At 66.7% G+C, this 26464-nt stretch carries 29 protein-coding genes and 2 tRNA genes; 15 read left to right on the top strand and 16 right to left on the bottom strand.

Going from position 1 to position 26464, the window contains the following annotated elements:
* Positions 1-26 precede the first annotated feature (26 nt).
* From uvrB to Q8T13_12010, 9 genes are all read left to right on the top strand, one after another.
* Complete coding sequence (gene uvrB / locus Q8T13_12050; protein MDP3718487.1) at positions 27-2063, top strand: excinuclease ABC subunit UvrB; 2037 nt, start codon at positions 27-29, stop codon at positions 2061-2063.
* On the top strand, positions 2060-2845 hold the full coding sequence (locus tag Q8T13_12045) for an ABC transporter permease (GenBank protein ID MDP3718486.1): 786 nt from the start codon (positions 2060-2062) through the stop codon (positions 2843-2845). The genes uvrB and Q8T13_12045 overlap by 4 nt, the downstream gene beginning before the upstream one ends.
* On the top strand, positions 2845-3696 hold the full coding sequence (locus Q8T13_12040; GenBank protein MDP3718485.1) for an ATP-binding cassette domain-containing protein: 852 nt from the start codon (positions 2845-2847) through the stop codon (positions 3694-3696). Before Q8T13_12045 ends, Q8T13_12040 begins: the two co-directional genes overlap by 1 nt.
* Before the next feature lie 15 nt (positions 3697-3711).
* On the top strand, positions 3712-4752 hold the full coding sequence (locus tag Q8T13_12035) for an MlaD family protein (protein MDP3718484.1): 1041 nt from the start codon (positions 3712-3714) through the stop codon (positions 4750-4752).
* Between the two features lie 8 nt (positions 4753-4760).
* A complete protein-coding gene (locus tag Q8T13_12030) occupies positions 4761-5033 on the top strand; it encodes a YtxH domain-containing protein (GenBank protein ID MDP3718483.1) in 273 nt (90 codons plus the stop codon).
* Positions 5030-5467, top strand: a complete 438-nt coding sequence (locus Q8T13_12025) for a hypothetical protein (protein ID MDP3718482.1) — start codon at positions 5030-5032, stop codon at positions 5465-5467. The genes Q8T13_12030 and Q8T13_12025 overlap by 4 nt, the downstream gene beginning before the upstream one ends.
* A 50-nt stretch (positions 5468-5517) precedes the next feature.
* Positions 5518-6075 (top strand): hypothetical protein, encoded by a 558-nt coding sequence (locus Q8T13_12020; protein MDP3718481.1) that lies wholly within the window; start codon positions 5518-5520, stop codon positions 6073-6075.
* A 92-nt stretch (positions 6076-6167) separates the two neighbouring features.
* The gene (locus Q8T13_12015; GenBank protein ID MDP3718480.1) at positions 6168-7553 is read left to right on the top strand and encodes a sigma-54 dependent transcriptional regulator; all 1386 of its coding nucleotides are present in this window, start codon (positions 6168-6170) and stop codon (positions 7551-7553) included.
* Complete coding sequence (locus Q8T13_12010) at positions 7554-8501, top strand: hypothetical protein (protein ID MDP3718479.1); 948 nt, start codon at positions 7554-7556, stop codon at positions 8499-8501.
* Here Q8T13_12010 and Q8T13_12005 read toward each other — a convergent pair.
* From Q8T13_12005 to upp, 3 genes are all read right to left on the bottom strand, one after another.
* The gene (locus tag Q8T13_12005; GenBank protein ID MDP3718478.1) at positions 8498-9565 is read right to left on the bottom strand and encodes a hypothetical protein; all 1068 of its coding nucleotides are present in this window, start codon (positions 9563-9565) and stop codon (positions 8498-8500) included. The two genes, Q8T13_12010 and Q8T13_12005, sit on opposite strands and share 4 nt — an antisense overlap.
* A 130-nt stretch (positions 9566-9695) precedes the next feature.
* A tRNA-Val gene (locus Q8T13_12000) sits at positions 9696-9770 on the bottom strand.
* Positions 9771-9807: 37 nt separating this feature from the next.
* Positions 9808-10428: a uracil phosphoribosyltransferase gene (gene upp / locus Q8T13_11995; protein MDP3718477.1), complete on the bottom strand. Its 621-nt coding sequence runs from the start codon at positions 10426-10428 to the stop codon at positions 9808-9810.
* A 71-nt stretch (positions 10429-10499) separates the two neighbouring features.
* Here upp and Q8T13_11990 point away from each other — a divergent pair, with 71 nt between their 5' ends.
* A complete protein-coding gene (locus Q8T13_11990; GenBank protein ID MDP3718476.1) occupies positions 10500-11903 on the top strand; it encodes an amidohydrolase in 1404 nt (467 codons plus the stop codon).
* 3 nt (positions 11904-11906) lie between these two features.
* Here Q8T13_11990 and hpt read toward each other — a convergent pair whose 3' ends face one another.
* Positions 11907-12428: a hypoxanthine phosphoribosyltransferase gene (hpt, locus tag Q8T13_11985; protein ID MDP3718475.1), complete on the bottom strand. Its 522-nt coding sequence runs from the start codon at positions 12426-12428 to the stop codon at positions 11907-11909.
* Between the two features lie 30 nt (positions 12429-12458).
* Between hpt and Q8T13_11980 the strand changes: the two genes are divergently transcribed.
* From Q8T13_11980 to Q8T13_11965, 4 genes are all read left to right on the top strand, one after another.
* Positions 12459-13088 carry an RpiB/LacA/LacB family sugar-phosphate isomerase gene (locus Q8T13_11980; GenBank protein ID MDP3718474.1) on the top strand — a complete coding sequence of 210 codons (630 nt, stop codon included), beginning with the start codon at positions 12459-12461 and terminating at the stop codon, positions 13086-13088.
* A 152-nt stretch (positions 13089-13240) separates the two neighbouring features.
* Entirely contained in the window at positions 13241-13951 is a 711-nt protein-coding gene (gene deoC, locus Q8T13_11975) for a deoxyribose-phosphate aldolase (GenBank protein ID MDP3718473.1), read from the top strand.
* A complete protein-coding gene (locus Q8T13_11970) occupies positions 13951-14616 on the top strand; it encodes a hypothetical protein (protein ID MDP3718472.1) in 666 nt (221 codons plus the stop codon). Before deoC ends, Q8T13_11970 begins: the two co-directional genes overlap by 1 nt.
* Positions 14617-14752: 136 nt before the next feature.
* Positions 14753-14827 (top strand) — tRNA-Gly (locus tag Q8T13_11965).
* 99 nt (positions 14828-14926) lie between these two features.
* Here the strand turns inward: Q8T13_11965 and Q8T13_11960 are convergent.
* Positions 14927-16279, bottom strand: coding sequence for a phosphomannomutase/phosphoglucomutase (locus Q8T13_11960; GenBank protein MDP3718471.1), 1353 nt, complete (start codon positions 16277-16279; stop codon positions 14927-14929).
* Positions 16276-17334, bottom strand: coding sequence for an NDP-sugar synthase (locus Q8T13_11955; GenBank protein MDP3718470.1), 1059 nt, complete (start codon positions 17332-17334; stop codon positions 16276-16278). The genes Q8T13_11960 and Q8T13_11955 overlap by 4 nt, the downstream gene beginning before the upstream one ends.
* Positions 17335-17384: 50 nt before the next feature.
* Here Q8T13_11955 and pgsA point away from each other — a divergent pair, with 50 nt between their 5' ends.
* Positions 17385-18011 (top strand): CDP-diacylglycerol--glycerol-3-phosphate 3-phosphatidyltransferase, encoded by a 627-nt coding sequence (gene pgsA, locus Q8T13_11950; GenBank protein ID MDP3718469.1) that lies wholly within the window; start codon positions 17385-17387, stop codon positions 18009-18011.
* Positions 18012-18023: 12 nt separating this feature from the next.
* On the opposite strand, the gene Q8T13_11945 is transcribed toward pgsA, so the two are convergent.
* The 10 genes from Q8T13_11945 to aroC all read right to left on the bottom strand — a co-directional run bounded on the left by Q8T13_11945 (position 18024) and on the right by aroC (position 26438).
* Positions 18024-18776 carry a hypothetical protein gene (locus Q8T13_11945; GenBank protein ID MDP3718468.1) on the bottom strand — a complete coding sequence of 251 codons (753 nt, stop codon included), beginning with the start codon at positions 18774-18776 and terminating at the stop codon, positions 18024-18026.
* A 7-nt stretch (positions 18777-18783) separates the two neighbouring features.
* The gene (bamD, locus tag Q8T13_11940; GenBank protein MDP3718467.1) at positions 18784-19563 is read right to left on the bottom strand and encodes an outer membrane protein assembly factor BamD; all 780 of its coding nucleotides are present in this window, start codon (positions 19561-19563) and stop codon (positions 18784-18786) included.
* A 5-nt stretch (positions 19564-19568) separates the two neighbouring features.
* A complete protein-coding gene (locus Q8T13_11935; GenBank protein ID MDP3718466.1) occupies positions 19569-20510 on the bottom strand; it encodes an NAD-dependent epimerase/dehydratase family protein in 942 nt (313 codons plus the stop codon).
* Complete coding sequence (locus Q8T13_11930) at positions 20507-20908, bottom strand: thioesterase family protein (protein MDP3718465.1); 402 nt, start codon at positions 20906-20908, stop codon at positions 20507-20509. Before Q8T13_11930 ends, Q8T13_11935 begins: the two co-directional genes overlap by 4 nt.
* Positions 20905-21606, bottom strand: a complete 702-nt coding sequence (rpe, locus tag Q8T13_11925; protein MDP3718464.1) for a ribulose-phosphate 3-epimerase — start codon at positions 21604-21606, stop codon at positions 20905-20907. Before rpe ends, Q8T13_11930 begins: the two co-directional genes overlap by 4 nt.
* Positions 21607-21640: 34 nt before the next feature.
* A complete protein-coding gene (locus Q8T13_11920; protein MDP3718463.1) occupies positions 21641-22363 on the bottom strand; it encodes a PASTA domain-containing protein in 723 nt (240 codons plus the stop codon).
* A 79-nt stretch (positions 22364-22442) separates the two neighbouring features.
* Positions 22443-23753, bottom strand: a complete 1311-nt coding sequence (gene rsmB, locus Q8T13_11915; GenBank protein ID MDP3718462.1) for a 16S rRNA (cytosine(967)-C(5))-methyltransferase RsmB — start codon at positions 23751-23753, stop codon at positions 22443-22445.
* The gene (fmt, locus tag Q8T13_11910; protein ID MDP3718461.1) at positions 23750-24694 is read right to left on the bottom strand and encodes a methionyl-tRNA formyltransferase; all 945 of its coding nucleotides are present in this window, start codon (positions 24692-24694) and stop codon (positions 23750-23752) included. Before fmt ends, rsmB begins: the two co-directional genes overlap by 4 nt.
* Positions 24695-24701: 7 nt before the next feature.
* Complete coding sequence (gene def, locus Q8T13_11905; GenBank protein MDP3718460.1) at positions 24702-25211, bottom strand: peptide deformylase; 510 nt, start codon at positions 25209-25211, stop codon at positions 24702-24704.
* Positions 25212-25214: 3 nt separating this feature from the next.
* Positions 25215-26438 carry a chorismate synthase gene (gene aroC / locus Q8T13_11900; protein MDP3718459.1) on the bottom strand — a complete coding sequence of 408 codons (1224 nt, stop codon included), beginning with the start codon at positions 26436-26438 and terminating at the stop codon, positions 25215-25217.
* Positions 26439-26464: the final 26 nt, after the last annotated feature.

Below are 26464 nucleotides of genomic sequence, written 5' to 3'. Positions count from 1 at the left end.
GAAGGTGGGCTCTGGCACACGCCACCATGCCCACCGTCTCCGACCGTTTCGTCCTCGCGTCAGACTTCGAGCTCGCCGGCGATCAGGTGCACGCTGTACCCGAACTGGTCGACGGCCTGACTCGCGGCGACAAGCACCAGGTGCTGCTCGGCGTGACCGGATCGGGCAAGACCTACACCATGGCGCAGGTCATCAACCGGGTGAACCGGCCGACGCTGGTGATGGCCCACAACAAGACGCTGGCGGCTCAGCTGTTCCAGGAGTTCCGCCGGTTCTTCCCCGAGAACGCGGTCGAGTACTTCGTCAGCTACTACGACTACTACCAGCCGGAGGCCTACATGCCCTCCAGCGACACCTACATCGAGAAGGAATCGACGATTAACGAGGAGATCGATCGCATGCGCCTCTCGGCCACGCGCTCGCTCTTCGAACGCCGGGACGTCATCATCGTCGCCAGCGTCTCGTGCATCTATGGCCTCGGTTCGCCGGACGCTTACTACGGCCTGGTCATGCCGCTCGAGAAGGGCCAGCGCATCGACCGAGACCAGATCCTGCGCAAGCTCGTCGAAATCCAGTATGAGCGCAACGACCTGGAGTTCAGCCGTGGCACCTTTCGGGTGCGCGGCGACATTATCGAGGTCTATCCGTCGTACGAGGAGTTCGCGCTGCGGATCGGCTTGTTCGGCGACGAGATCGACGAGCTCACCTCGTTCGACCCGCTCACCGGCAAGGCGCTGCGCCGCCATGACCGCACCACCGTGTTTCCCAAGTCGCACTTTGTCACCGGGCGCGAGCGACTGAAGGAAGCCGTGGTGACGATCAAGGCGGAACTCGAAGAACGCCGCGGCGACCTCGAGCGCAACGGCAAGGTGCTGGAGGCACAGCGGCTGCACCAGCGCACGATGTTCGATCTCGAGATGATCCGGGAGATCGGCTACTGCCACGGGATCGAGAATTACTCACGGCACCTGACGCAGCGCTCGGCGGGACAGCCGCCGCCGACGCTGCTCGACTACCTGCCGGCCGATGCGCTCGTGGTGGTCGACGAGAGCCACCAGACGGTGCCCCAGATTCGCGGCATGTATCACGGTGACCGCTCGCGCAAGGAGGTGCTGGTCGAGTACGGCTTCCGCCTGCCGTCAGCGCTCGACAACCGCCCGCTCAACTTTGACGAGTGGGAGGACCGGGTCGGTCAGCTGGTCTACGTGTCGGCCACGCCCGGTCCGTACGAGTTGAAGATGGCCGGCGGCGTCGTGGTCGAGCAGGTGATCCGCCCGACCGGCCTGATGGACCCGCCCGTGGAAGTGCGCCCGGTCAAGGGCCAGGTTGACGACCTGTTGATGGAGATTCGGGACCGGGCCTCGCGCCAGGAGCGGGTGTTGGTCACGACCCTGACCAAGCGCATGGCCGAGGACCTGACCACGTACTACCAGGAACTCGGGGTCAAGGTCCGCTACCTGCACTCGGACATCGATACGCTCGAGCGCGTCGAGATCCTGCGCGACCTGCGGCGGGGCGTGTTCGACGTGCTGGTCGGCATCAACCTGCTGCGCGAGGGCCTGGACTTGCCGGAAGTGTCGCTGGTGGCCATTCTCGACGCCGATAAGGAGGGGTTCCTGCGCTCGGCCGGCGCCCTCATCCAGACCTCGGGTCGCGCGGCGCGAAACCTCAACGGCCGTGTGATCATGTATGCGGACCGTCACACCGATTCCATGCGCGCCGCCATCAACGAAACCGACCGCCGCCGCACCCGGCAAGCGGCCTACAACGCGGAACACGGGATTACCCCGACCAGTATCGTCAAGGCCATCGACGACGTCTTATCGAGCGTGTACGACCGGGATTATTCGTCGATGGTCGACCCGCGCGAGAAGCAGGTCTTCCGGACCCAGGCGGAACTGGATGCGCACATTGTCACCCTCGACGCCCAGATGAAGGGCGCCGCGGCCAACCTCGACTTCGAGAAGGCGGCATCGTTGCGGGATCAGATACGCGGGCTGAAGACGCGCGAACTGGGGTTGGGCCCCTTCGACTCCGCTCAGGGCAAGCGGGGCCACGCATGAGCAACGCGCGGCAAGCCTGGCTGCTCGAGTGGCTCAAGAACGCCCTGCTCGAGGTCCAGGAATACTTCAAGTTGTGCCTCGCCGCCATCAAGGGGGCGATGTCGCGGCCGTTCTATGCCCGCGACGTCATGGAGCAGATCGACGTCATCGGTCTCGGCTCACTGACGGTGGTGATCCTGACCGGCTTCTTCACGGGCGCCGTGTTGGCCCTGCAGTCGGGCATGACGCTCGACCAGTTTGGCGCCCGGCCCTTTGTCGGCCGCCTGGTCAGCGCCTCGATGATCAAGGAGCTCGGCCCGGTGCTGACCGCGCTGATGCTGGCCGGCCGCGTCGGCTCGGGCATTGCCGCGGAGCTCGGCTCGATGATGGTGACCGAGCAGATCAGCGCCCTGCGCGCGCTCGGCACCGACCCGATTCGCAAGCTGGTGGTGCCGCGCGTGCTCGCGGGGTTCATCATGTGCCCGATCCTGACGGTGGTTGCCAATGCGGTGGGCTTGACGGGCGGGTGGTTGATTGCGCTGACGCAGTTGCGCGTGCCGTCGGGCGTCTATTGGAGCTCGGTGGTGGAAGGGCTGTACATCCAGGACGTCTGGATGGGCCTGATCAAGCCGTTTTTCCTCGGCTTCGTCATCGTGACCATCGGCTGCCACGTCGGCTTGCGCACGAGCGGCGGCACCCAGGGGGTTGGCCGCTCGACGACCAACGCGGTGGTGGCGGCGTCTGTGGTGGTACTGATTGTCGACTTTTTCCTGACCCGGCTGTTAATCTCGATCTTCTTCTGATGCGTCACAAGAGCCTCGATGAATTCGGTGTCGCGGTCGAGCTGGCCGAGCCCCACGCCCCGGTGGTGCTGTTCGACAAGGTGTGCCTGGCCTTTGACGAGAAGGTCATCCTGAAGGACGTCACCTTCGACGTGCGCGCCGGCCACACTAAGATCTTTCTCGGCGCCAGCGGCGCCGGCAAGTCGACCATCCTCAAGTTGATGCTGGGGCTGCTCAAGCCCGATTCCGGCACGATCTGGGTGCTCGGCCACCGCGTCGACCAGATGACCGAACAGCAGTTGATGGGCGTGCGCCACCACATGGGCATGGTGTTCCAGGAGGGCGCGTTGTTCGACTCGTTCACGGTCGGCGAGAACGTCGGCTACAAGCTCTACGAAGAGACCACGCTGCCGCTGCCGGAAGTGCGCCAGCGCGTGGAAGAGGTCCTCGGCTTCGTCGGTCTCGCCGAGCACATCGACAAGCAGCCGTCGGAACTGTCGGGCGGCCAGCGCCGCCGCGTGGCGATTGCCCGCGCCATGGCCGCGAAGCCGACGTTGTTGCTGTACGACGAGCCCACCACCGGTCTCGACCCGATCACCTCGCTGACCATCGACGCCGAGATCATCAAGCTCCGGGATCTCGAGGCCGTGACCTCGGTGATCGTGACCCACCAGCTGCGCGACGCCTTCTACGTCTCGACCCACGCGGCCTCGCGCAGCAGCAGCGGCGAGCTGGAGATTACCGCCGCCGACCAGGCGAAGATCAGCCAGGCCGACTTCGTCATGCTGAAGGACGGCACCATCCATTTCGAAGGCTCGGCCGACGAGTTACGGGCCTCGACCGACGAGTACATGCAGACGTTTCTTTCGTAAGGGGACCACAGCACCATGCCGCGCACTCATTCACTCGCCTGGGCCCAACTGAAGTTCGGCATCATCGCCGTCTTCGCGCTGATCATGGCGGGCATGTTAATCTTCGCCGTCGGCGGCGGGAGCGGCATGCCGTGGCAGAATTACTCGCTGAAGGCCCGCTTTGGCAACGTGGCCGGGTTGATGGCGGGGTCGCCGGTGCGAGTGGCTGGTGTCCAGGTCGGCACGGTCGACCGGGTCATCTTGTCCGACACCGGCGTCGAGGTCTGGTTCACCGTGAAGAACGAGTACCAGGCGCTCGTGACCGACCGCTCGAATGCCGTGCTCGGCAGCATCTCCCTGCTCGGCGAAGGCGCGGTGGACATCTCGGCCGGCATCGGCGGCACGCCCGTCCCGGAATGGGGCTACGTCAACTCGGGTGTCGCCGAGGGCAGCATCGCGCAACTGACCACCGAGGCCACCGCCGGCCTGAACGAGGCGAAGCTCTTGATTTCGGACCTCCGCGCCGGCAAGGGCACCGTTGGCAAGCTGTTCACCGACGACACCATTTACCGGGAGTTCGAGAGCTTCGTGCAGGCGGCCGAACGCGTGGCGCGAAACGTTTCCGACGGCAAGGGCACGATCGGCAAGTTCGCCAACGACCCCAAGATGTACAACGAGCTCGAGGCCTCGCTGGCCAACCTCAACGTGATTACCGGCAAGCTGCGCAGCGGCGAGGGCAGCCTCGGCCAGTTGATGAACGACCCCGCGCTCGCCAAGAGCCTGAACCAGACGTCCTCGAACCTCGAGGCGATGACCGGCCGGCTCAATCGCGGCGAGGGCACTGCCGGCAAGCTCCTGAACGACGATGCGCTGTACCAGCGCATTGACAGTATGACTGCGCGCCTCGACACGGTTTTGCAGCAGCTCAACGATGGCCAGGGCACGGCCGGCCAGCTGCTGCACGACAAACAGTTATATGAGAACATGAACGGAGCGGTGGCCGAGATCAAGGCGCTGATCGCCGAGATCAAGAAGGACCCGAAGAAGTATCTCAACGTGAAAGTCAGCATTTTTTAAGGAGTCCCATGTCGAACGACAACCACGGCAGCAGCATGATGATTGCGTTCGTGGCCGGTGCCCTGACGGGTGCGGCCATGGCGATCCTGTTTGCGCCGGCCTCTGGCGAAGAGACGCGCGAGTACCTCGGCAAGAAGGCGCGCGACAGCAAAGACAAGGCGCGGGAGGCCATGGACCAGGGCCGCGAGTACTACGAGCGCCAGCGCGAGAACCTCGTCACCGCGGTCGATCGCGGCCGCGAGGCCTTTCACCAGGCCCGCGAACGGGGCGATCAGGCGTGAGCGACACCGGCGAGCTCTTTCTCGGCGTCATCGCGTTGGCGGTGCTGCTGATGGCGGTGATCCAGGTCGCCGCCATCGTCGCCGGGATCCGCCTCGCCCGGCGGGTCGACCAGCTCGCGACGCAGCTCGAGCGGGACGTCAAGCCCTTGCTGGCGAACCTCACCGCGGTGACGACCGAGGCGGCCCGGACCGCCGCCCTGGCCGCCAGACAGGTCGAGCGGTTCGACCAGGTGTTTGCCGAGTTGACGGAGCGCGTGGACCAGACGCTGGCCGCCGCGCAGTCGTTTGTCATCGGCCCGGCCAAGCAGGGCATGGCGATCTTCGCCGGGGTCTCGGCCTTAATCGATTCGTTCCGCGGCCTGCGCGAAGCCTCGCGCCGGCGGCAGGCCAGCCGGCCGGTGGTTGACGAGGAAGAATCGCTTTTCATCGGCTGAATCCGCCTTCGCCCTAGGCTTCGGCGCGACAAGTGTGTTAAATGGGGGACATGAAATCTGTGTCCCGGTCCCTCGCTCGCCTCCTCGTCGTCCCAGCGTTGCTCGTTACGGCCTTCGCCACGCCGTCGTTCGCCCAAGAACCCCAGTCTGCCGCGCTCGCCAAAGAGCTAGCTCAGCTGCTGACCGATAAGAAGCTCGACAGCATCGCTGCGCGCATGCCCGACACCCTCGAAGAGTTCGTGGGCGCCCTGCATTTCCCCGGCACCTTGATGGTGGTGTGGGCCCGGACGACTGCGCCGGCCGTGGTCAACGAGAAACTGATCGGCAAGGACTACAAAGAGGTCTACCTGGACCTCAACAGCGCCTCGGTCGTCGAGTCGCGCAACTTCGTCACCGATGTTGGCGCCGACGGGCTCAGGGCCAAACCCACCGTCAAGCAGGGGCCCGCCGACTCGCACGACCTGGCGGCCAAGTCCATGCGCTTCGATGGCAACTGGCGCGAAGACAAGATGTCGGAAGCCGAGTACATGAAGGCCCACGCGGCGGCCGACGCCGCGTACGCGCGGGCGCTCCAGGCGCTGCTGAACGAGATCAAGAAGGCCAGCTAAGACCACTACCGCGCCACGCGGTCAATCCCGCTAGACTAGAATGGCGTCCGAGGGCGAATCGCCGCCGATTGGCCCTTGGCCCACCATCCCATATGCGCGCAGCCACCACTACCGCCCCGCGTCCCTTGCTGCTGCTGGTCGATGACGACCAGCAGATCCGCCAGTTGCTGAGCGACATCGGCAACCGCGAGGGCTTCGAGGTCCTCGAGGCCGCCGACGGCGCGGCCGCACTCCAGATGCTGCATCGCCGGCACATGGATTTGGTCCTGCTCGATCTCCACATGCCGCGCGTGAACGGCCTGGAGGTGCTGCGCGCGGTCCGGGCCGGCGGCACGAGTTCCCAGATCGCGCTCATGAGCGGGGCGGCCAGCGTCGAGGACGCCGTGGAGGCGATCAAGCTCGGCGCGACCGAGTACTTCTCGAAACCCCTCGACTTGCCGCGGGTGCGGGCGTTGATGGGCGCCATGCGGCAGCAGTTCCAGGACCGCACGTCGGTGCTCGACAGCGACGCCGCGCTGGCCGCGCGCCTCGAAGTGTGCGGCATGATCGGCCGTTCTCCGGCGATGCGTGAACTGTTCAGCGTGATCAGCCGGCTGGCGCCGCATGCCCGGACGGTGCTCGTCACAGGCGAGACCGGCACCGGCAAGGAACTGGTGGCCCGGGCGCTACACACGCTGGGACCACGCAGCGCCAAGAGGCTCATCACCGTCAACTGCTCGGCGGTGGTCGAGACGTTGTTCGAATCTGAACTGTTCGGGCACGTGCGGGGCGCCTTTACGGGTGCTACGGCCGACAAGACGGGGGTGTTCGAGGCCGCCAATGGCGGCACGGTGTTCCTGGACGAAGCCGGGGAGTTACCGCCCGGCGCCCAGGCCAAGTTGCTGCGGACGCTCGAGAATGGCGAGTTACAGCGCGTGGGCTCGGTCGAACTGAAGAAGGTTGATGTGCGCGTGGTCGCCGCGACCAATCGGCAGCTCGATGCCGAGATCGCGGCGGGCCGCTTTCGCAGCGACTTGTATTACCGCCTCAACGTGGTGGAGATCACGGTGCCGCCGCTGCGCGAGCGGCCCGAAGACATCCCGTACCTGACAGCCGCGTTCGTCCGTCGCTTCTCGCTGGAGTTCGACAAGGCGATTACCGGGCTGACCGAGGAGGCTGAAGAGCGGCTGGTGCAGTGGCCCTGGCCGGGCAACGTGCGCGAGTTGCGCAACGTCATCGAGCGCGCCTGCCTGTTATGCGAAGGGCACTTGTTGACGGAAGGCGACCTGGCCCGCTCGCTCAGCGAGCGTCCGGCGGCCGTGCCGGTGGCGGTCCCCGATGACGAACCAGTGGGCCCGCCGCCGGATGCCGACGCGGTCGCGGTCGCACTCGACCGCGCCGGCGGCAACAAGTCGCTGGCGGCGCGCCGGCTGGGCATCAGCCGCCGCGCGCTGTATCGCCTGATCGACAAATACGCCCCGAAGCCGGGCGGCGTCTAGATGCGCCGGGCGACGCTGCTTCTGGTCGCCGCCGTGACGATCGCGGCGGTGGCCTTTGCCGTGCCCCTGGTGCCCATGGCGACTTGGTATGTCACGCACCCGGAGCGGATGCGGCAGGTGGTGGGCGCGTACGAACTTGGCAAGAGTGTCGCCGCCACCGGCGCGACCGTCGGCGCCGGGTTGACCTCGGTGAAAAATGCGCTCAGCCTCTACTGGTCGTTTTTCAGTCCCGAGTACCTGTTTCTGCTCGGCGACCCCAGCCTGATCAACTCGACGCGGCACACGGGCCTGTTTCCGTTGAGCTTCGCGCTGCTTATCCCGTTCGGCGTCTGGCACCTGGCGAGGCGCCGCCGCGAGCTCGATCTGGTGGTCCTGGCAGGACTGGTCACGGCACCCGTGGCCGCGGTGGCATCGGGCGCGATCGAAATGAATCGGGTGATGTTCGTGGTCCCGTTTGGCGCGCTCGTTGCCGTTTACGGCGTGGAGTGGCTCCTGACGGCAGCAAGGCGCGGGGGGGCGATCGTGGCGTTCGTCCTGGTGGGAGCGGTGCCGCTGCAGTTCGCGGTCTTTTACGGCGACTACATGGGCCGCTACCGGGTCGCGGCGGGACCGGCGTTCGGCGGCAACACCCGCGAGTTGTTCGTGACCGCAATTGCGAGAGCAGGGACTGGCGACGCACCGCCGGTGTACGTCAACGCCGCCATCCAGCATGCGGACCGTTATTGGCGGTTCTTCGCATTAGCCGGGGGCCGGCCTGACGTGATCGGCCGGCTGCACACGTATGGCCAGCAACTGCCTTCGCCCGCACCCGCGGGGGCCCTCCTGGCCTGCGCGCTGGCCGACCCGGAGTGCGCGGGGCTGCTGCCCGGCGCGCAACGCTGGCAGCCCATCCACGTGGTCTCCGAGCTGGATGGCACGAGATCATTTGCGCTGTTTGAAGCGCGCTAGGCCGACGCGACCGACCAGGCGGCGTCAATCACCCACGCTGCAATCACACCCCAGACCAGGGTCCGCGACCAGGCATCGCCACGCGCCAACCAGCCGGCCACACCGCAGGCCGCCAGCACGACGACCAGTGGCACCATCACCAGGAAGTCGGCGATGGCATGCGGTGAGCCGAAAGTCGAAGCCGCCAGCGGAGCGACCGCCACGCCTGCCAGCAAGAGCAGAGTCACCGGCGTAAACCCGCCGCGCAGCCGCTGGGACACGCCGGCAACGAACGCGACCGCGGTGGCGAACAGGAACGGCGATGTGCCACGCAGGGGCAACGCCGGCGAAGCTGGGCCGTCGAAGAACAGCCACGACGGATCGAAGAATCCCCAGTAGAGCGACAGGCGCGTGCCCAAGGTGTTCCAGTTCACGAACGCCAGGACGCCATCAAGAGGCGAGCGCAGGTGGGCGGCGTGGATTGCCCAGCGGCCGAACGTGTCGGGGTAGGCACTGGGGTTGGCCGCGAACCAGGCGGCCGCGACGAGGAGCGGAGCCAGAAATGCCCCAGCCGGAACAGCCATGTTCACCGCACCGCGACGTCCGCTCAGCCAGATGGCCAGCAGCGTGACGAGCAAGAGAGAGCCCATCGTCCACGGCGCAGACGGATGGGTGAAGGCCCCGAGCCCTAGTGCCAGCCCCCCGGCAGCCGCCTGTCGCCGATCGCCGCCGTCGAAATAGGCCACGATTGCCAGCAACCACCCGAGGACGAATGGCAGGGGATAGATCGCGTCAACGCCTGTCCGCGCGAACACGAAATGGGCCGGCGTGATCATCAGGAGCAGCGCCGCGCCGACGGCCAGCGGCGCTGACGACAGGATCCGCCGACACAGCACGAAGAGCAACGCGACGTTGAGGGCGCCAACCCCGGCTGCCGCCAGGCGCCCCGCGGTCTCTGGTGACGCGACCAGGCGCATCAGCGCCGTGGAGTACACCGCCACCGGCTGCAGCCAACGATCGTCGCTCACGCGGAAGAAGAGGGGATAACCGTCGGCCCCGATGCCGGCCGTGGCCGCGTGGTGCAATAGCTCCGTTTCAGCGGGTGAAAGTGGCGAGCTGCCGATGCGTATGGCGTACAGCCCAAACGCCACAATGGCTAAGAGTCCCGCGGTGGCAATCGACCGGAGGCGAGGGCTCAAGATGAAGGTGGGTGAATGGTGCGCGCTCCAGGATTCGAACCTGGGACCCCTCGCGTGTGAAGCGAGTGCTCTACCACTGAGCCAAGCGCGCGGCCAGACCAAGGATCATAGCATAAGGCCCGGCCGGCTCAGACCGTGCCGAACAGCCGATCGCCGAAGTCGCCCAGTCCGGGCACGATGAACTTGTGGGCATCGAGCTCGCGATCGACCACCGGCGTGAAGATGGGAACCGCCGGGTAGGCCTTCTCGACCGCCGCCACACCCTCGGGCGCCGCCACGATGCACACCAGCCGCAGGTGGCGCGCGCCCGCCCGCGTCAGCACGTCGAGCGCCGCGACGGCGCTGCCGCCGGTGGCCAGCATGGGGTCGATCAGCAGCACGTAACTGTTCTCGATGCCTGGCGGCAGCTTGGCGTAGTACTGCGATGCCACCGCCGTGCGCTCGTCGCGCTGGAGCCCCAGGTGGCCGACCCGGGCGTTGGGCACGAGTTCGAGCAGGCCCGGCAGCATGCCGAGGCCGGCCCGCAGCACCGGGGCCATCACGACGTCAGCGGCCAGCCGGCGGCAGGGCGAGGGCCCGAGTGGCGTCTCGACAATCGCGTCGGCCATGGGGACATCCCGCAACGCCTCGGCGCCCAGCAGCACGCTGATGCGGTTCGCGAGGGCCCGGAAGCGCTCGGGCGCTGTGCGCGCGTCGCGCAGCTCCGCCAGGCAGTCATGAACCAGTGGGTGAGTGACCAGGTGCAACACGGGGGAAGAGCTTAACAGGAGATCAGGAGTTCAGGCGCAACTTTGACCTGCATCACGTACAATTCCCCTGCATGCGCGCACGCTTCCTGGTTACCGGGCTGGCCCTGATCCTGGCCGCCGCCGTGCTCCTCCCGGCCTTGTCGGCCCGGCAGGCGGCCGACGTGTCGCTGATCGTCGCCAACGGCATCGTCGTCACGGTCGATGGCAGCCGGCGCATTCTGGATCCCGGGTCCGTCGCCATCAACGGCACACAGATCGTCGCCGTCGATACGCCGGCGGCCATCGCGGCCCGCTACCGCAGCGCCGACACCATTGATGCCACCGGCAAGGTGGTCATGCCGGGGCTGATCAACACGCACACCCACGCGGCCATGGTCATGTACCGCGGGCTCGGCAACGACCTCGCCCTCATGGACTGGCTGCAGAAGTACATCTTCCCGGCCGAGGCCAAGACGGTCTCGCCCGCGTTCGTGCGCATTGGTACTCGGCTCGCGTTGCTCGAGATGATTCAGTCGGGCACCACCACCTTTGCCGACATGTATTACTTCGAGGAAGAGGTCGCGCGCGTCACCAAGGCGGCCGGTGTCCGCGGTGTGCTGGGGCAGACGGTGATCGAGTTCCCCGTGCCCGACGCCAAGACGCCGGCCGACGCCTTGAAGCGTACCGAGGCGTTTGCCCGCGAGTTCGCGCAGGACGATCTGATCACGCCGTCGATCGCGCCGCACGCCGTCTATACCCTGGACGCGGCGACGCTGACCGCCACCAGCGACCTGGCCAAGCGGCTCAATATCCCCATCCAGATCCACCTGGCGGAGACGGCGGCTGAGATTGGACAGTCGCACGATCGGCACCAGCAGCGCCCGGTCGCCTTGCTCGACCGCCTCAAGTTCTGGGCGCCGATCACGATTGGCGCCCACGGGGTGTGGATCAACGCCGACGAGATCGCGCTGCTCAAGGCTCGCAACGTGGGCATTTCGAACAACCCCGAAAGCAACATGAAGCTCGCCAGCGGCACCGCGCCGGTGGTCGGCTATCGCCAGGCCGGCGTCAACGTCGGCCTCGGCACCGACGGCGCCGCCAGCAACAACGACCTCGACATGTTCGAGGCCATGCGGCAGGCCGCCTTCCAGCAGAAACTGGTCACCATGGACCCGCGCGTGATCAGTGCGCCCGAGGCCCTGGAGATGGCCACCATCGGCGGGGCCCGCGTGCTCGGCCAGCAGGCGCGGATTGGCTCGCTCGAGCCCGGCAAGCGCGCGGACCTGATTGTGGTGGGGATGTCGCGGCCGCGCCAGACGCCGCTATTTGATCCCGTGTCGCAGCTGGTCTACGCGTCGCGCGGCGACGACGTCGAGACGACCATCGTGAACGGGAAGGTGCTGATGCGCGACCGCACGATGCTGACGATGGACGAGGCCACCGTGCTGCGCGAGGCCCGCCAGGCGGCGGACCTCGTAAGGAAGGCCGTGCAGTAGTAACTATTCCAGGATGCCGATGTAGGGCAGGTTGCGATACTGCTCGGCGTAGTCGAGGCCGTAACCGACGACGAAACGATCTTCGATGGTGAAGCCGATGTAGTCGACCTTGACCTCGATCTTGCGGCGTGAGGGCTTGCTGAGCAGGCAGGCGGTACGCAGCGATCGCGGTCCGCGTGCCTGGAGAATGTCCTGCAGGTAGTGCAGGGTCAGGCCGGTATCGACGATGTCCTCGACGATGATCACGTCGCGGCCTTCGAGCCCCGAGTCGAGGTCCTTCGACAGGCGGACTTCGCCGGTGGAACTGGTGCCGGAACCGTAGCTGGAGCAGGCCATGAAGTCGATGGTGACGTGGCCCTCCATGGCACGAATCAAGTCGCCGAGGAAGAGGAAGGCGCCCTTGAGGACGCAGACGAAATGCAGTTGCCCGGACGGAAAGTCCTGGCGAATTTCGCGGGCGAGATCGGCAATGCGCGCCGACAGTTCTTCCTGGTCGATCAAGACAGCGGGGGTGGCACTCGGCATGGCGGAAAAGACTAACACGAACGGGAATGCATGAAGGCCTTTGACATCATCACCGAGACCGATGCGCGAAGCCTGGAGCTTGGTTCCAGCGTCACGCTGAAGCCGGGCGGGCACGTCACGCCGCTGGCGGCCGACACGTTGGCGGCGCGCCGGATTACGGTGCACCGCGGCGTGGCCGACGCCAGCCTCGATGGACTGGCGCCGGTGGCCGCTGTTCGCGCCCTGGCGATCGGCAGCGACCACGGCGGCGTCGCCCTCAAGGGGGCGTTGCGCGATTACCTGCGCCAGAAAGGGCTGAGCGTGCTCGATGTGGGTACCGACGGCCCAGACGCCGTGGACTATCCGGACATTGCCGCGCAGGCCGCCCGGCTCGTCGCCCGCAAGGAAGTGGACGCCGCCATCGTCATTGACGGGGCCGGGATTGGCTCGGCGATTGCCGCCAACAAGATTGATGGCGTCCGCGCCGCCATGTGTAACGACAAGACCCTGGCTCGCTACGCCCGCGAGCACAACGGCGCCAACGTCCTGACCCTCGGCGCGACCCTCGTGTCGGTGGACGAGGCCAAGGCCATTGTCGACACCTGGCTGGGCACGCCGATGGGCGAGGCGCGCTACCTTCGCCGCCTGGCCAAGATTCGCGCGCTGGAGAAGACGCAGTGACCGATTATCGCCGTGTCATCGAACTGATTCTCGAGGAGTTGGCGCGTGCCGGTGCGGTGGCGCCGACGCGGTGCGCCTGCCACGGCTTCACGTTCGACTGTTGCCCAGATCGGGTGCAGCACGTTCTCGACGCCGGCGCCACCCGGCTGGGTTTGCATGCGGCCGACGGCGGCGCGCAGGGGCTGCCGGGACTGATTGACCACACCTTGCTGAAGCCCGACGCCACGGCGAAGGAGATCGAACAGCTCTGCAAGGAAGCGGCCGAGTGGAAGTTCGCCACGGTGTGTGTCAATCCGACGTGGGTGGCGCTGTCGGCCAGCCTGCTGCGCGGGTCTGGCGTGGCGGTGTGCTCGGTGGTGGGGTTCCCGCTCGGCGCGACCACGCCGGACGTGAAGCAGTTCGAGGCCCGGCGGGCGATTTTCGATGGCGCGTCCGAAATCGACATGGTCATCAACGTCGGCGCGCTCAAGTCTGGAGACATCCGGCTCGTCAGCGACGACATACGGGGGGTGGTCTCGGCCTGCCATGCCGCCGGCGCAGGCAGCAAGGTGATCATCGAGACGGCGCTGCTCACGGACGAAGAGAAGATCACGGCCTGCACGCTGTCGAAGGCCGCCGGCGCCGACTTCGTCAAGACCTCGACCGGCTTTGGCCCCGGCGGCGCCACCGCCGCGGATGTGGCCCTGATGCGCCGCATTGTCGGCGACGACATGGGCGTGAAGGCGTCGGGCGGCGTCCGCGACCTGGAACAGATGAAGGCGATGGTAGCGGCCGGCGCCACGCGCATCGGCGCGAGCGCCGGCGTCCGGATCGTCAAGGAGTCCCGCGGTGAAGCCGGGGCAGGAAAGGCGAGCGGCTATTGATGCGGCTCGGCGCAATGTGCCTGCTGGCGCTGCTCGTGTCGGCCCCGGCAGCGGCCCAAACCCCTGAACGGCTGCCGTGGTTCGCGATTGATCTTCACGGCGGCCTGGTGGGCCTGCCGACCGCCGAGGGCTGGGTGCCCACGGTTCCCGAGGTGACACCCCTGCCCGGCCGGGCCTGGGGCGTGGCCGGCGGCGCCACCGTGTATCCCCTGAAGCTGGGCATCATGACCCTCGGCCTGGGCGTGTCGATGCACACGGGCAAGAGCACGAGCGACGCCCTCACCTCGACCACCACGAGCGGCACCACCGAGACGACGGTGCCGACCACGACGATCGTGACGACGCAGATTACGAGCCTGCTGCCGCAAGTCTCGATCAACTTCGGGCACAAGCTCGGGTGGAGTTATCTCAGTGCCGGGTATGGCCGCTCAAAAGTGGCGAGCAGCGCCGAGGCGTTCGGCACGCAGCCGGCCCAGGCGGTGCCCGAGGCGTGGAACGGCGCCATCAACTTCGGCGGGGGAGCCCGGTGGTTCATGAAACCGCACCTGGGCGCCGGCTTTGACGTGCGCTTCACCAAGCTGGGCTCGCGCGGCGCCACCGAGACGCTGCCCTCGGCCAAGCGGACGCAGATGGTGACGATTAGCGTGGGAATTTCGATCCAGTAGGTGAGGGCGAGGCTTTCAGCCTCGTAGGGGTTGTTCGCTTCGCTCACTTCCTGGGGCTCGGGCTTCGCCCGTCGTAGGGCTCGCCGCCCAAGGCTGCACGTGGGGCCGATAGGGTCTGCTAGAATAGCTTCGCTGAGCGGGAGTAGTTCAGCGGTAGAACGCGAGCTTCCCAAGCTCGATGTCGCGGGTTCGATCCCCGTCTCCCGCTCCATTCGACTCACCTGTCCGTTCGCTTTGCGAACCGACAGGTTCGCTCATGGCAAGCCAACCGTCGAATGCCCTGAGCGAGCGTAGCGAGTCGAAGGGCGCGCTATCCTCGAATAATCCCAAGAATCTCGTCGCGGCGCTGCTCCATGATTTCGGGCGTCAGGCCTTCGAGATTCAGGCGGAGCAGCGGCTCGGTGTTCGACTGGCGGACGTTGAAGTGCCAGTCGTCGAACTCCGCCGATACGCCGTCAAGCGTGTAGACGTTGCCGTGGGCGTAGCGCTTCGCCAACTCCTGGATTGTTACCTCGGCGATTCCCATGTTGGCGACCTTGGTGTTGATCTCGCCCGAGATGAAATACTTCTCGCGCAGCGGCTGCAACAGGTCGCGCAGCGACAGGCCCTTCTTGGACATCAGGTCGAGGATCATCAAGGCCGGAATGAACCCGTTGTCGGCGAAGAAGTTGTCGCGGAAGTAGTAGTGGCCGGTGACCTCGCCGCCGAACACCGCGTCCTCCTCGCGCATGCGGCGCTTGATGAAGGCGTGGCCGACGCGGTTCATCAGGGCCGTGCCCTGGTACTTCGCGACGATGTCCTTCACCGCGTAGCTGGCGCGCACGTCGTAGATCACCGTCTGGCCGGGTTTCTTGAGCAGGAACGCTTCGGCCAGCAGTGCCGTGATGAAGTCGCCGGCAATGAACTCGCCGCTGCCGTCGATGAAGAACACCCGATCGGCGTCACCGTCCCAGGCAATGCCGATGTCGGCCTTCTGCGCGATCACGGCGGCGGTGATGTCGGCGCGGTTCTCCTCGATCAGCGGGTTCGCTTCGTGGTTGGGGAAGGTGCCGTCCACCTCGAAGCACAGGCGGGTGGTCTTACAGGGCAGGCGGTCGAACAGGCGCGGCGCCACCAGCCCGGCGACGCCGCTGCCGGCGTCGAGCACCACGTTGAACGGCTTGAGCGACGCCTCGTCCACGAACGACAGGACGTGCTCGATATAGCGGTCCATGATCTCGCGCTTCTCGACCGTGCCGCGGATCGCCGGCGGCGCGGGAATGGTGCCGGCCAGGATCATCTCCTTCATTTCCTTGATGCCCGACTCGCCGCTCAGCGGGAACGCCTCGGCGCGCACCATCTTGCAGCCGTTGTACTCGCCGGGATTGTGCGACGCGGTAATCTGCGCGCCCCCGTCGAGCCCGTCGGCCGCCACCGCGTAGTACATCTGGTCGGTGCCGAGCAGGCCGTAGTCGAAGATCGTGCCGCCCTGCAGCGTGGCGCCGTCGATGAACGCCGCCGTCAGCGACGGCGACGACAGGCGCATGTCCCGCGTCACCGCGTACTTGCCGGGGCCCAGGTAGGCGATGAACGCCCGGCCCAACTGGTGGAACAATTCCTCGGTGACCTCTGACGGGTAGAGACCGCGAACGTCGTAGGCCTTGAAAACGGATGGATTGATCATAGCGTGGTGTAGTCAGTCAGTTGCGTCTTGTCGCCGATCACGGAGGCGGATTTCAGCACGGCGTTGCGGCCGATGTGACAGTTGCGGCCGACGATCGGGCCGTGCACGACCGCGCTCTGCCCGATGCGCGTGTTCGGCCACACGATGGTGTTCTCGACGTCGGCCGATTCCTCGACCAGCACCGACCGGCCGAGCACGGAGTAGGGGCCGATGCGGGCGCCGCTCTTGACGTGCACGCCGGCATCGATGAAGCACGGACCAACCAGGGTCACGCCATCCTCAATCCGCGCGTCGGGCGACACGATCGGCTGGGTGCGATCGGCCGTGGCGAACACGCCGCCGGCAAACTTGCCGTCGAACATGTCGTGGTGTACCTGGATGTACTTCTCCGGCGTGCCGATGTCGATCCAGTAGCCGCGATCGATGTACGCCACGAACATGTCCTGCCGCTCAATCAGCGACGGGAAATACGTGCGCTCGATCGAATACGAGACATCCTTCGGGATGCGGTCGAACGTGTCCGGTTCGAGCACGTAGATGCCGGCGTTGATCGTGTCGCAGGTAATCTCGTCGGGATTGGGCTTCTCGAGGAAGCGCCGCACGCGGCCGTCGCTCTCGGTCTCGACCAGGCCGTAGGCGGTCGGGTTCTCCACCGGTGTCAGCACGATGGTGGCCTTGGCCTTGCGCTCGCGGTGCAGCCGGAGCACGGCGTTGACGTCGACACTGGTCATGACGTCGCCGTTGAAGACCACGATCGTGTCGGTGACGTTCTGGGCGGCATAGCGAATGGCGCCGCCGGTGCCAAGCGGCGCCGGCTCGACCACATACCGGATGTGCACGCCGGTGCCCGTGCCGTCGCCGAAAACCTCTTCAATGCGGCGGGGCTGGTAGTTGAGGCTCAGGATGACCTCGTCGATCTCCGGGACCTGCTTGAGCTGGTCAATCTGGTAGTGGAGAAAGGCTCGGTCGAAGATTGGGACAACGGGCTTGGGGGTGTGCAGGGTGAGCGGGCGCAGCCGCGTGCCCTTGCCCCCGGCAAGGAGGATGGCCTTCATGACAAACTTCCATGTTACACGAGCGAGGGGTAGAATGGCCGCGGGTAGACATGAACCTCCCGAACAGCCTAACGATCGCACGCATATTCCTGGTGCCGGTGCTGGTTTCGGTCCTGCTGACGAAATTTGAGGGCCGGCTCGTCGCTGGCCTTCCGGTCGAGCTGGTCGCGGCTGCCATTTTCGGCCTCGCGTCGCTTACCGACTGGCTGGATGGCTACCTCGCACGCCGGCGCGATCAGGTCACCCCCCTCGGCCAGATTCTCGATCCCCTTGCCGACAAACTGCTGATCTCGGCCACGCTCATCTCGCTCGTCCAGCTCGACCTGGCATCGGCCTGGATGGTGGGCGTGATCATCGGCCGCGAGATCGCGGTCACGGCGCTGCGCAATGTGGCGTATTCCCGCGGGCTGGCCATGCCGGCGTCCGGGATGGGTAAGTTGAAGATGGCGTCGCAGGTCACGGCCATCCTGCTGCTGATCCTGGGCTGGGAACGGTGGCCCTTGTTGCTGTGGCTGGGGCAGGCCGCGCTGTGGGTGGTGTTGCTGACTGCCGTGGTCTCTGGGCTGGATTACTACCGCGACTTCCAGCGCGCCATGGGCATTCGCGCCGCGAAAGTGACCGACTTCGCGGCGGCGAAGTCGGCCAGGCAAAAAGAACAGGAAAAGAAGGTCAGCTAGGCTCGCGCAGCCTCACCGCCGCGGGACCGCGATATCGGTCACCTGGACCACGTCCCGCGTGGTCGTCACAATCAACTTCGCTGAGGCCGATGAGGGATCGGTCACGATCGCCTCGGCGATGTGAACGAGGGGCTTGCCGTCCTTGCGGTCGCGATAAATCGCATAGCGCGCGCCGACGGCCACGCCGTCGTCGGTACCACGGGCAATCGACAGCGTGTCGCCGCCGGCAAAGATTTGGCGGCCTTCCAAGCCGGGAAGAATCTGCACCCGCTCGGTGAAGTCTGGCGCGAGCAGGATCGCGTCCGGCGAGGGCAGCACCGGTTCGACATAAGGCACCAGGTAGTCGTTCGGTTCGATCGCGTCGCACGAGTGGTCGACATTGGCCAGGGCGTTGTACTCGTCGAGAGCCGTGATCGTGATCCAGCCCACGGTCCTGATCGGCACGTAGCCGCCTTCTTTCGGCAGGATTGCCTGCTGGCCCCAGGGGAGCCGGCGGACCAGGTAGCGCTGGCCGACTGCCAGGCCGTCTTCGGGCCGGCGGGAGACGACCGCGACATCGCTGCGATTGAGCGCGAGCCGAATCTCGGCGTGATGGGCGCCGGCAATGTGCAGGGCCGGCGTCGGCAGCGCCGGCACGAGCATATCTGCGCACATCACGTGTGAGGGCAGCGTGGTTCGCGGGGCGAGGATGGGCTTCGATTGGGCCCAGGCTGGTGCCGCCGTCATCACGGCGATGGCGGCAGCAAACACGACGCGGACGCGCATAACTGGCCTACTTTCCGGCGGGTGGCCCGCCTTTGAGCTCCGCGACGCGTTTCTGCGCCAATTCGAGAAACTGGCTCTTCTCGAACTCCAGGAGCAAGCGTTCATAGTAGGGGAGCGCTTCTGCTTTCTTCTCGGTTCGATACAGCGATTCCGCTAGATGGTAATAGACCGCATCCCGGTTACTGAAGGCCGGGTCGTTCTTGAGCAATTCCTTGAACCGATCGATGGCACCCGGGTCCCATTTGACCCGGAAATAGTAGAACCCGACCCGGTACTCGGCTTCGCTCAACCGGTCGCGGGCCTCGCGCTCCATGATGCGCGCTTCGGACATGAGCGAGCTGTTCGGGAATCGTTGCAGGAAGATCTCAATCTCCTTGATGGCGTCCTTGGTCGCGGACTGGTCGCGCTCGGGCGCCAGCATCTGCTCCATGAACGACTTGGCGATCTGCAATTGTGCGTAGTCGGCGCGCGCGTGAGTGGGGTAAAAGGTGAGGAATTCGCGGAATTCGTTGGCGGCGAGCAGCAGCGATTCGGTGGTGTCCTCTCCGATATAGGTGTCGCCGAGAGCCAGCTTCGCGTCGGGGCGAAACGGGCTCTGCGGATAGTTGTCGACCAGGTTGCGCAGGTATTCGCGCGAGTTCAGCCACTTGCGTTCCTTGGCCGCCTCAACGCCGCGTTCGTACAGGAACTTGTCGGCGTCCACCGTTCCGGGTGGCAGGTCGCCTTGCTTCGCCGCGCATCCGCCCGCCAGCGCGGCCGCCAGCGCCAGCGCTGTCACTAGTCGCATTGCACTCATGCTTTCGTCGCTTCCATCCAGCGCCACATCGCCCGAAGACCTTCTTCGAGCGTCACCGACGGCGCAAACGCCAGGTCCTGCCTGGCCCGTGTCGTGTCGGCGTAGGTATCGCGCATATCGCCCTTCTGGGGGCCTTGGTGATCGATCGTGACCTTGCGGCCGGATACCTTGGCCAGCAGGTCGAACACTTCCTTCAGGGACACGCGCGAACCCCCGCCAATATTGTAGACGCGCCCGGGCACTCCGCGGACGGCGGCGGCGGCGGTCGCCGCTGCCGCATCGGCCACAAACGTGAAATCGCGGGTCTGCAGGCCGTCGCCGAACTGGATCAGCGGCTGGCCGTTCAAAATGGCGGTAAAGAAGCGGTTAAAACCCATGTCGGGCCGCTGCCGGGGACCGTAGACGGTGAAGTAGCGCAGCGAGACCGCCGGCACACCGTAGTTCACGAAATACAAGTGGCACAGTTGCTCGGCCGCCAGCTTGGTGACCCCGTACGGCGACACCGGCTGGGGCAGCGCCGTCTCGGTCATCGGAATCGCCACATCGTCTCCGTACACCGAAGAACTCGACGCATAGACCAGGCGCGCGATGGGCTTGGTCGCACAGGCCTCGAGCAACGCCTGCGTCGCGTCCACGTTCAGGCCGGTGTAGACCTGGAACTCCTTGCCCCAACTCCGGCGCACGCCGGCCTGGGCCGCGAGGTGGAACACGTGGGTGATGCCGTCGAGCGCGGCGTTCAGATCGACTTCGCGCAGGTCGCCTTCAATGAAGTCGTAGCCGGCGCGGCCGCGCAGGTTCTCGAGGTTGCGTTCCTTGAGTGGACGCGGATAGAAGTCCGTAAACGCGTCGATGGCGCGCACGCTTGCCCCCTGTTCGAGCAAGCGCTCGCTCAGGGTCGAACCGATGAAACCCGCTCCGCCGGTGACCAGTGCTTTCATACGAATAAATCCTTCATCCGATCCGGCAGGCGTGCCGGGCGCCCCGCCGGACCGATGGTGGCGTGGACCGTATGACCCAGAGCAAGCGTCGTGCCATCGACCGGCCGTACCACCTCGTAATCGAACTGGATGCGAACCGGCGACACCAGGCTCGCCCGCGTCCGAATCTCCAGCTCATCGTCGTATCGCGCGCTCTGCTGGTACTCGCAGTGCGCCTGGATCACGGGCAGCTGAAAGCCGTCGGCTTCCATGGCCCGGTACGTCCACCCGGTGTCGCGCAGCCAGTCGGTGCGGCCGACTTCAAACCACACCAGGTAATTGGCGTAATAGACCACGCCCATCTGGTCGGTTTCGGCATAGCGCACACGCACGAGCGACGCGCTGGTGCGGGCCGTCACCGGCCGCCGCCACGAGCGGCGTGTTCGGCGGCGTCCTTGAGCGCGCGCGCCGCAGTCGCCGGATCGCCGCTGCCGAAAATGGCCTGGCCCGCGACCAGCCACTCGGCGCCGGCCTCAACCACCGCCGCCACCGTGCTCAGATCCACGCCGCCATCCACTTCAATAGGGGCCGCCGTGTTGCCCGCCCGGTCGAGCAGCGCCCGCACGGCGCGAATCTTGGCCACGCTGCGCGGAATAAAGACCTGGCCGCCGAAGCCGGGATTGACCGACATCACCAAAACGAAGTCGACATCAGCCGCAACCTCCTCGATCGCCGACACCGGCGTCGACGGGTTCAGCACCACGCCCGCCTTGGCGCCAAGCTTCTTGATCTGGCTGATGGTTCGGTGGAGGTGCGGCAGCACTTCCACATGCACCGACACCATGTTGGCGCCGGCCTCGATGAACGGCTCGATGAACCGATCCGGGTCGGTAATCATCAGGTGCACGTCAAGCGGCAGCGTGGTCGCCTTGCGCAACGACTTCACCACGGGCACGCCGATGGTGAGATTCGGCACAAAGTGCCCGTCCATGACGTCCACGTGGATCTGGTCGGCGCCGCCGCGCGTGACGGCCTCGATGTCACGGCCGAGGGCCGCGAAGTCGGCCGACAGGATGGACGGCGCAAGGCGGACCGCAGGTCCTGAGCGAGATGTCATGTGAGCCTCGGGAGCGTGACAGCGGGTCGAAGGATCACCGGCTGACCTCGAGGGCAATGGGGTCACCGGGGTGAACCTGGTAGCCACCCGCCGGCGCCTGCCGCACGACCACGCCCGGTGGAATGGACGATGCCGCCGACTGCGCGGTGATGGAGACGCGGAAACCGCGCATGCGCATGACGTCGGCCGCACGGTCGCCGTTCAGGCCGATCAAGTCGGGCATCACGTACGCCGCGCGATCCTCGCCGCGGTTGACCAGCAAGCGAACTTCAGCAGTTTCGGTCGCGGGCGGCGGGTCTTGCGCCACGACCACGTCGGGCGGGTAGAGCGCGGAGCGAATTTCCGTGACGGCGCCAATCAACAACCCGTCCTGCGCCACGCGAATCTCGGCCGACCGCTGGGTCTCGCCGAGCAGGCTCGGGGCGCGCGCAATGCGCGCACCGTCGCTCAGCACCACCCGGATGCTTCGCTGGCGGCGCGCGGCGGCACCCGCGGCGGGATCCTGCAGCAGCACGTGTCCCGCGGGCACTTTCGGGTCGGGTCGCTTGAGCGGGTCGATCCGCAGGCTCAAGTCGAGGGGGGCCGCCAGGGCGGTGGCATCGGCCAGCGACACGCCCACGAGGTTGGGCACCGTGACCTGCCTGGCGCGCACTGCCACGCGCATGGCGATGGCAGCAAAGACGAGAAAGGTCATCGCAAGGGCCCCTGCCAGCAGCAGGACCTTGCCGAAGCCCCAGACTCTGGTTCCAAGCGGCATGGACAACACTCCATGGTACTACAGGGAAGTGCTCGGGTGCTTGGGTGCTGAAGTGCTTAAGTGCTACCGAACGCGATGTTTATGCGCGGCGGGTCAGGACCGACCCGAAGAAGGCCTCGAGCCCGTCGCGGAAGGGCCACGTCTGGTGCACGCGGGTTTCAGAAAATTCAGGACAGGTGGCCAGAAACGCCGCCACCACCTGCTGGTTCTCGTCCGGCTCGCTCGAACACGTGCTGTACACGATCGACCCGCCCCGGCGCACCAGCGCCGCGGTGCGCTGCAGGAGCAGCACTTGTGTGGCCGCCAGCGCCGGCAGATCGGTCTCTGAGATGCGCCACCGGATGTCAGGATCACGCCTCACGGTGCCGAGGCCCGAGCATGGCGCGTCCACCAGGATGCGGTCGAAGCTCTCGTCCGTGAATGGGAGTGGCCCCGAGACGGGCACCTGAACGACACGGACGCGCGCCAGGCGGCATCGCGACAGCGTTTCGGTCAGCACCCGCAGTCGATGGCGGCGGACGTCCGTTGCCACCACCAGGCCCGTCGATCCCGCGTCGGCCGCGAGCAGCACGGTCTTGCCGCCGGGCGAGGCGCACAAATCGAGAATGCGATCGCCTCGCTTGGCAGCCACCAGTTCGCCGATCAGTTGCGAGGCCTCGTCCTGGACCAGGCAGCGGCCTTCGCGAAACGCGCGCGTGGCCAGGGCCGGGCCTGCGGTGACGAGCAACCCGTGGGTGGCGTGCGTGGTTGGCTGCGTCTCCACGCCATCGGCTGCCAGTTCGGCGGCGAGGGCCTCCCGGGACGCGAGCGTCCGGTTGGGCACCAGGCACACCGCCGCGGCGCGGTTGTTGAACTCGAGCCAGCGTTCCGTGTCGGCGATGCCGTAGCGGCGCAGCCATCGCTCGATCAGCCACTCGGGATGCGAATGCACGATCGCGAAATAGCTGGCCATCCCCGCCAGGCCGCCGGCCTCGCCGGGCCGCGCGGGCCACGTCAGCCGTTGCCGCTCGCGGTTGAGCGCGCGCAGCACCGCATTCACCAGGCCGGTCGCGCTCGTCTTGCCGCCGCGGCGAGTCAGATCCACGGCGTCGTTGATGACGGCAGACGAGGGCGTCCGCGTCAGGTAGATCAGTTGGAACGCGCTCATCCGCAGGATGTCGCGGACGATGGCATCCAGCTTGGCGAGCGGTCGCGTCAATCGCAACGACAGCTGGTGGTCGAGGGCCGCGCGCATGCGCAGCGTGCCGGTCACGATCTCGAGCAGCAGGGCCCGGTCGCGTTCGTCGGTCAACGGCTTGCGGACCCGGTCGACGGCCTCGCCCAGATCGAGCCGCTCGTCGTCGATCTGGCGAAGCGCGTCGAGCGCGGCAACACGCGCAGGGGCAATCATGGCGTCGAGAATCGCGCGCCGGATTTCAGCAGGGGACTGGCCATCGCATCACGCGCGCTCATCACGCGCTTGCCTTCGAGTTGCAGGTCGATGATTTCGAGTGCGGCGTCGCCGCACGCCACATGCAGGCCGTCGGCTGCCGACGCGGCGAGAATGGTTCCGGGCGGCGCGGACGACAGGTGCGACGACAACCGCGATCGGTGGAGGATGAAGCGCGTCCCATCCAGGAACGCATACGCGTGCGGCCAGGGCCACAGGCCGCGGATCAGGTTGTGGAGTTCGCGGGCCGGCCGCCGCCAGTCGATCGCGCCTTCCGCCTTGGTCAACTTGGGCGCGTAGGTCACGAGCGACTCGTCCTGCGGCGTCTCGGCGGCCCGCCCGTGTTCGATGTCGTCGAGCGTGGCGACCAGAAGTGCCGCGCCACGCACCGCCAATTTCGCCTCGATCATCGTGGTCGTGTCGGCCTCGCCGATGGGGACCTGAACGCGCGACAGCATCGGACCGGCGTCGAGCGCCTTCACGACGCGCATGATCGTGACGCCGGTTTCAGTATCGCCACTGATAACGGCGCGATGAACGGGTGAGGCGCCGCGATAGCGGGGCAGCAGCGAGGCGTGCACGTTAATCAGGCCCAGGCGGGGCGTGGCCAGCAGCCAGTCGGGCAGAATCTTGCCGTAAGCCGCGACCACGCCGATGTCGGCGCCGAGCGCCGTGAACGCCTCCTCGAAGTTCTCGCGGGCGAGACGTTCGGGCTGCAGCACCGGCAATTGTAGAGACACGGCCAGCGACTTGACGGCCCCCTCGGTGATCTGTTGGCCGCGGCCGCGCGGGCGGTCCGGCTGGGTGACCACGCCGGCCACCGTGTGCGAGGAGTGGTGCAGATGCTCCAGTGTGGGCACTGCGAACGACGGCGTGCCAAAAAATGCGACGCGCAGGCCCATCAGCGGATTACCACTTGCCGGCCTTCGACAACTTCTTGACCTTGCGCAGGATCAGGTCGCGCGAGATGCCGCGCAGGCGATCGACGAACAAGCACGATTGCAGATGGTCCATCTCATGCTGCAGGGCGCGTGCCAGCAGCCCCGTGCCCTCAATTCGGTACTCGGTACCCTCGCGGTCGAGGCCCTTCACCACGACCCGCTTCGGACGCGCGACCGTCGCCGTGAAGCCGGGAATGCTGAGGCACCCCTCCTCCTCGAGCTGCATGCCTTCACGCTCGACGAACTCGGGGTTGATCATCACTTTCAGCGCGGCGGGGTCGCGTCCGACCGACAGGTCGACCACAAACACGCGCAGCGACACGCCCACCTGTGGCGCGGCCAGGCCGATGCCGGGCGCCGCGTACATGGTTTCGATCATGTCGTTGACGAGCGCGTCGATCTCAGGGGTGAACGCTTCGACCGGCTTGGCCGGCTCGGTCAGGATCGAGTCCCCGAGCCGCAAGATGGGACGCAGCACGAATCAGGCCCGGACCGCGGCAGGGCGGCGCGACAGCCGGCCGCGGATCTTGACGCCGGCCGCCGCGACCCGCGCCAACAGGTCGGTCATCGAGTCGCCGCCAAACCGATCGAGCAGCGCGTCGGCGAGCACCAGCGCGACCATCGCTTCGGCGACCACCGCGGCCGCCGGCACCGCGCACACGTCGCTGCGTTCGATGGCGGCCGGCGCTTCTTCGAGCGAGGTGAGATCGACCGAGCGCAGCGGCTTCATCAACGTCGCGATCGGCTTCATGAAGCCGGTCACCCGCACCTCCTCGCCGTTGGTGACACCGCCCTCGAGGCCGCCGGCCCGGTTGGTGGGTCGGCGCAGCACGGACTCGCCCGCGACCGCCGCCGCATCGGCCACAATCTCGTCGTGCACTTGTGAGCCGGGACGCCGCGCCCCCTCGACGCCGTCGCCAACGGCCACCGCCTTGATGGCGGGGATGGACATCAACGCTTGCGCCAGGCGTCCGTCCAGCTTGCGGTCCCATTGCACGTAGCTGCCAAGGCCAACCGGCACGTTGCGGGCAATCACCTCGAAGGAGCCGCCCAGCGTATCGCCGGCGTGCTTGGCCGCGTCGATCGCCGCGATCATCTGCTGCTCGAGCGCGGGGTCGGTGCATCGCAGCGGCGCGTCGAGCTCCAGGGCCGCCGCGGTCTCGAACGTGACGGGCGCGCCGGCCGGAGCCGTTACGGCGCCGATGCCGGTGATGTGGCTGGTCAGTTCGCAGCCGATGGCGGCGAGCAGCTGGCGCGCAATCGCACCCGCGGCCACCCGCGCCGCGGTCTCGCGCGCGCTCGCGCGCTCCAGCACATCCCGAATGTCGTCGTGGTCGTACTTGAGCGCGCCCGCCAGGTCGGCGTGGCCGGGCCGCGGACGCACGACGGCCGCGCGGTTGGCGCCGGTCGCCCCGGCCGGCGCTTGCGGCTCGACGTGCATGGTGTTCTGCCAGTTCTCCCAGTCCTTGTTGCGGACCAGCAGCGCGACGGGGGCGCCGGTCGTGCGGCCGCGCCGCACGCCTGACAGGACCTCGGCGCGATCCGACTCGATCGCCATGCGGCGCCCGCGGCCATAACCACCCTGGCGTCGCCGCAGCTCGACCGTCATGGCGTCGGTGTCAATCGCGAGTCCGGCCGGCAGGCCCTCGACAATCGCGACGAGGCCTTGCCCGTGGGATTCCCCGGCAGTCAAAAAACGCAGCATCCGACGAGCATTCTATACGAATAAAT

The sequence above is a fragment of the Acidobacteriota bacterium genome, from assembly GCA_030697165.1.
GTDB lineage: Bacteria > Acidobacteriota > Vicinamibacteria > Vicinamibacterales > UBA2999 > 12-FULL-67-14b.
Note: the sequence above shows the minus strand (reverse complement) of the source record. Positions and strands in the feature narration are given on the sequence as shown.

Coding starts and splice junctions, on each gene's coding strand:
- uvrB (MDP3718487.1), top strand. CDS start 27: ATGCCCACCGTCTCCGACCGTTTCGTCCTCGCGTCAGACTTCGAGCTC.
- Q8T13_12045 (MDP3718486.1), top strand. CDS start 2,060: ATGAGCAACGCGCGGCAAGCCTGGCTGCTCGAGTGGCTCAAGAACGCC.
- Q8T13_12040 (MDP3718485.1), top strand. CDS start 2,845: ATGCGTCACAAGAGCCTCGATGAATTCGGTGTCGCGGTCGAGCTGGCC.
- Q8T13_12035 (MDP3718484.1), top strand. CDS start 3,712: ATGCCGCGCACTCATTCACTCGCCTGGGCCCAACTGAAGTTCGGCATC.
- Q8T13_12030 (MDP3718483.1), top strand. CDS start 4,761: ATGTCGAACGACAACCACGGCAGCAGCATGATGATTGCGTTCGTGGCC.
- Q8T13_12020 (MDP3718481.1), top strand. CDS start 5,518: ATGAAATCTGTGTCCCGGTCCCTCGCTCGCCTCCTCGTCGTCCCAGCG.
- Q8T13_12015 (MDP3718480.1), top strand. CDS start 6,168: ATGCGCGCAGCCACCACTACCGCCCCGCGTCCCTTGCTGCTGCTGGTC.
- Q8T13_12010 (MDP3718479.1), top strand. CDS start 7,554: ATGCGCCGGGCGACGCTGCTTCTGGTCGCCGCCGTGACGATCGCGGCG.
- Q8T13_11990 (MDP3718476.1), top strand. CDS start 10,500: ATGCGCGCACGCTTCCTGGTTACCGGGCTGGCCCTGATCCTGGCCGCC.
- hpt (MDP3718475.1), bottom strand. CDS start 12,428: ATGCCGAGTGCCACCCCCGCTGTCTTGATCGACCAGGAAGAACTGTCG.
- Q8T13_11980 (MDP3718474.1), top strand. CDS start 12,459: ATGAAGGCCTTTGACATCATCACCGAGACCGATGCGCGAAGCCTGGAG.
- Q8T13_11970 (MDP3718472.1), top strand. CDS start 13,951: ATGCGGCTCGGCGCAATGTGCCTGCTGGCGCTGCTCGTGTCGGCCCCG.
- Q8T13_11960 (MDP3718471.1), bottom strand. CDS start 16,279: ATGATCAATCCATCCGTTTTCAAGGCCTACGACGTTCGCGGTCTCTAC.
- Q8T13_11955 (MDP3718470.1), bottom strand. CDS start 17,334: ATGAAGGCCATCCTCCTTGCCGGGGGCAAGGGCACGCGGCTGCGCCCG.
- pgsA (MDP3718469.1), top strand. CDS start 17,385: ATGAACCTCCCGAACAGCCTAACGATCGCACGCATATTCCTGGTGCCG.
- Q8T13_11945 (MDP3718468.1), bottom strand. CDS start 18,776: ATGCGCGTCCGCGTCGTGTTTGCTGCCGCCATCGCCGTGATGACGGCG.
- bamD (MDP3718467.1), bottom strand. CDS start 19,563: ATGCGACTAGTGACAGCGCTGGCGCTGGCGGCCGCGCTGGCGGGCGGA.
- Q8T13_11935 (MDP3718466.1), bottom strand. CDS start 20,510: ATGAAAGCACTGGTCACCGGCGGAGCGGGTTTCATCGGTTCGACCCTG.
- rpe (MDP3718464.1), bottom strand. CDS start 21,606: ATGACATCTCGCTCAGGACCTGCGGTCCGCCTTGCGCCGTCCATCCTG.
- Q8T13_11920 (MDP3718463.1), bottom strand. CDS start 22,363: ATGCCGCTTGGAACCAGAGTCTGGGGCTTCGGCAAGGTCCTGCTGCTG.
- rsmB (MDP3718462.1), bottom strand. CDS start 23,753: ATGATTGCCCCTGCGCGTGTTGCCGCGCTCGACGCGCTTCGCCAGATC.
- fmt (MDP3718461.1), bottom strand. CDS start 24,694: ATGGGCCTGCGCGTCGCATTTTTTGGCACGCCGTCGTTCGCAGTGCCC.
- aroC (MDP3718459.1), bottom strand. CDS start 26,438: ATGCTGCGTTTTTTGACTGCCGGGGAATCCCACGGGCAAGGCCTCGTC.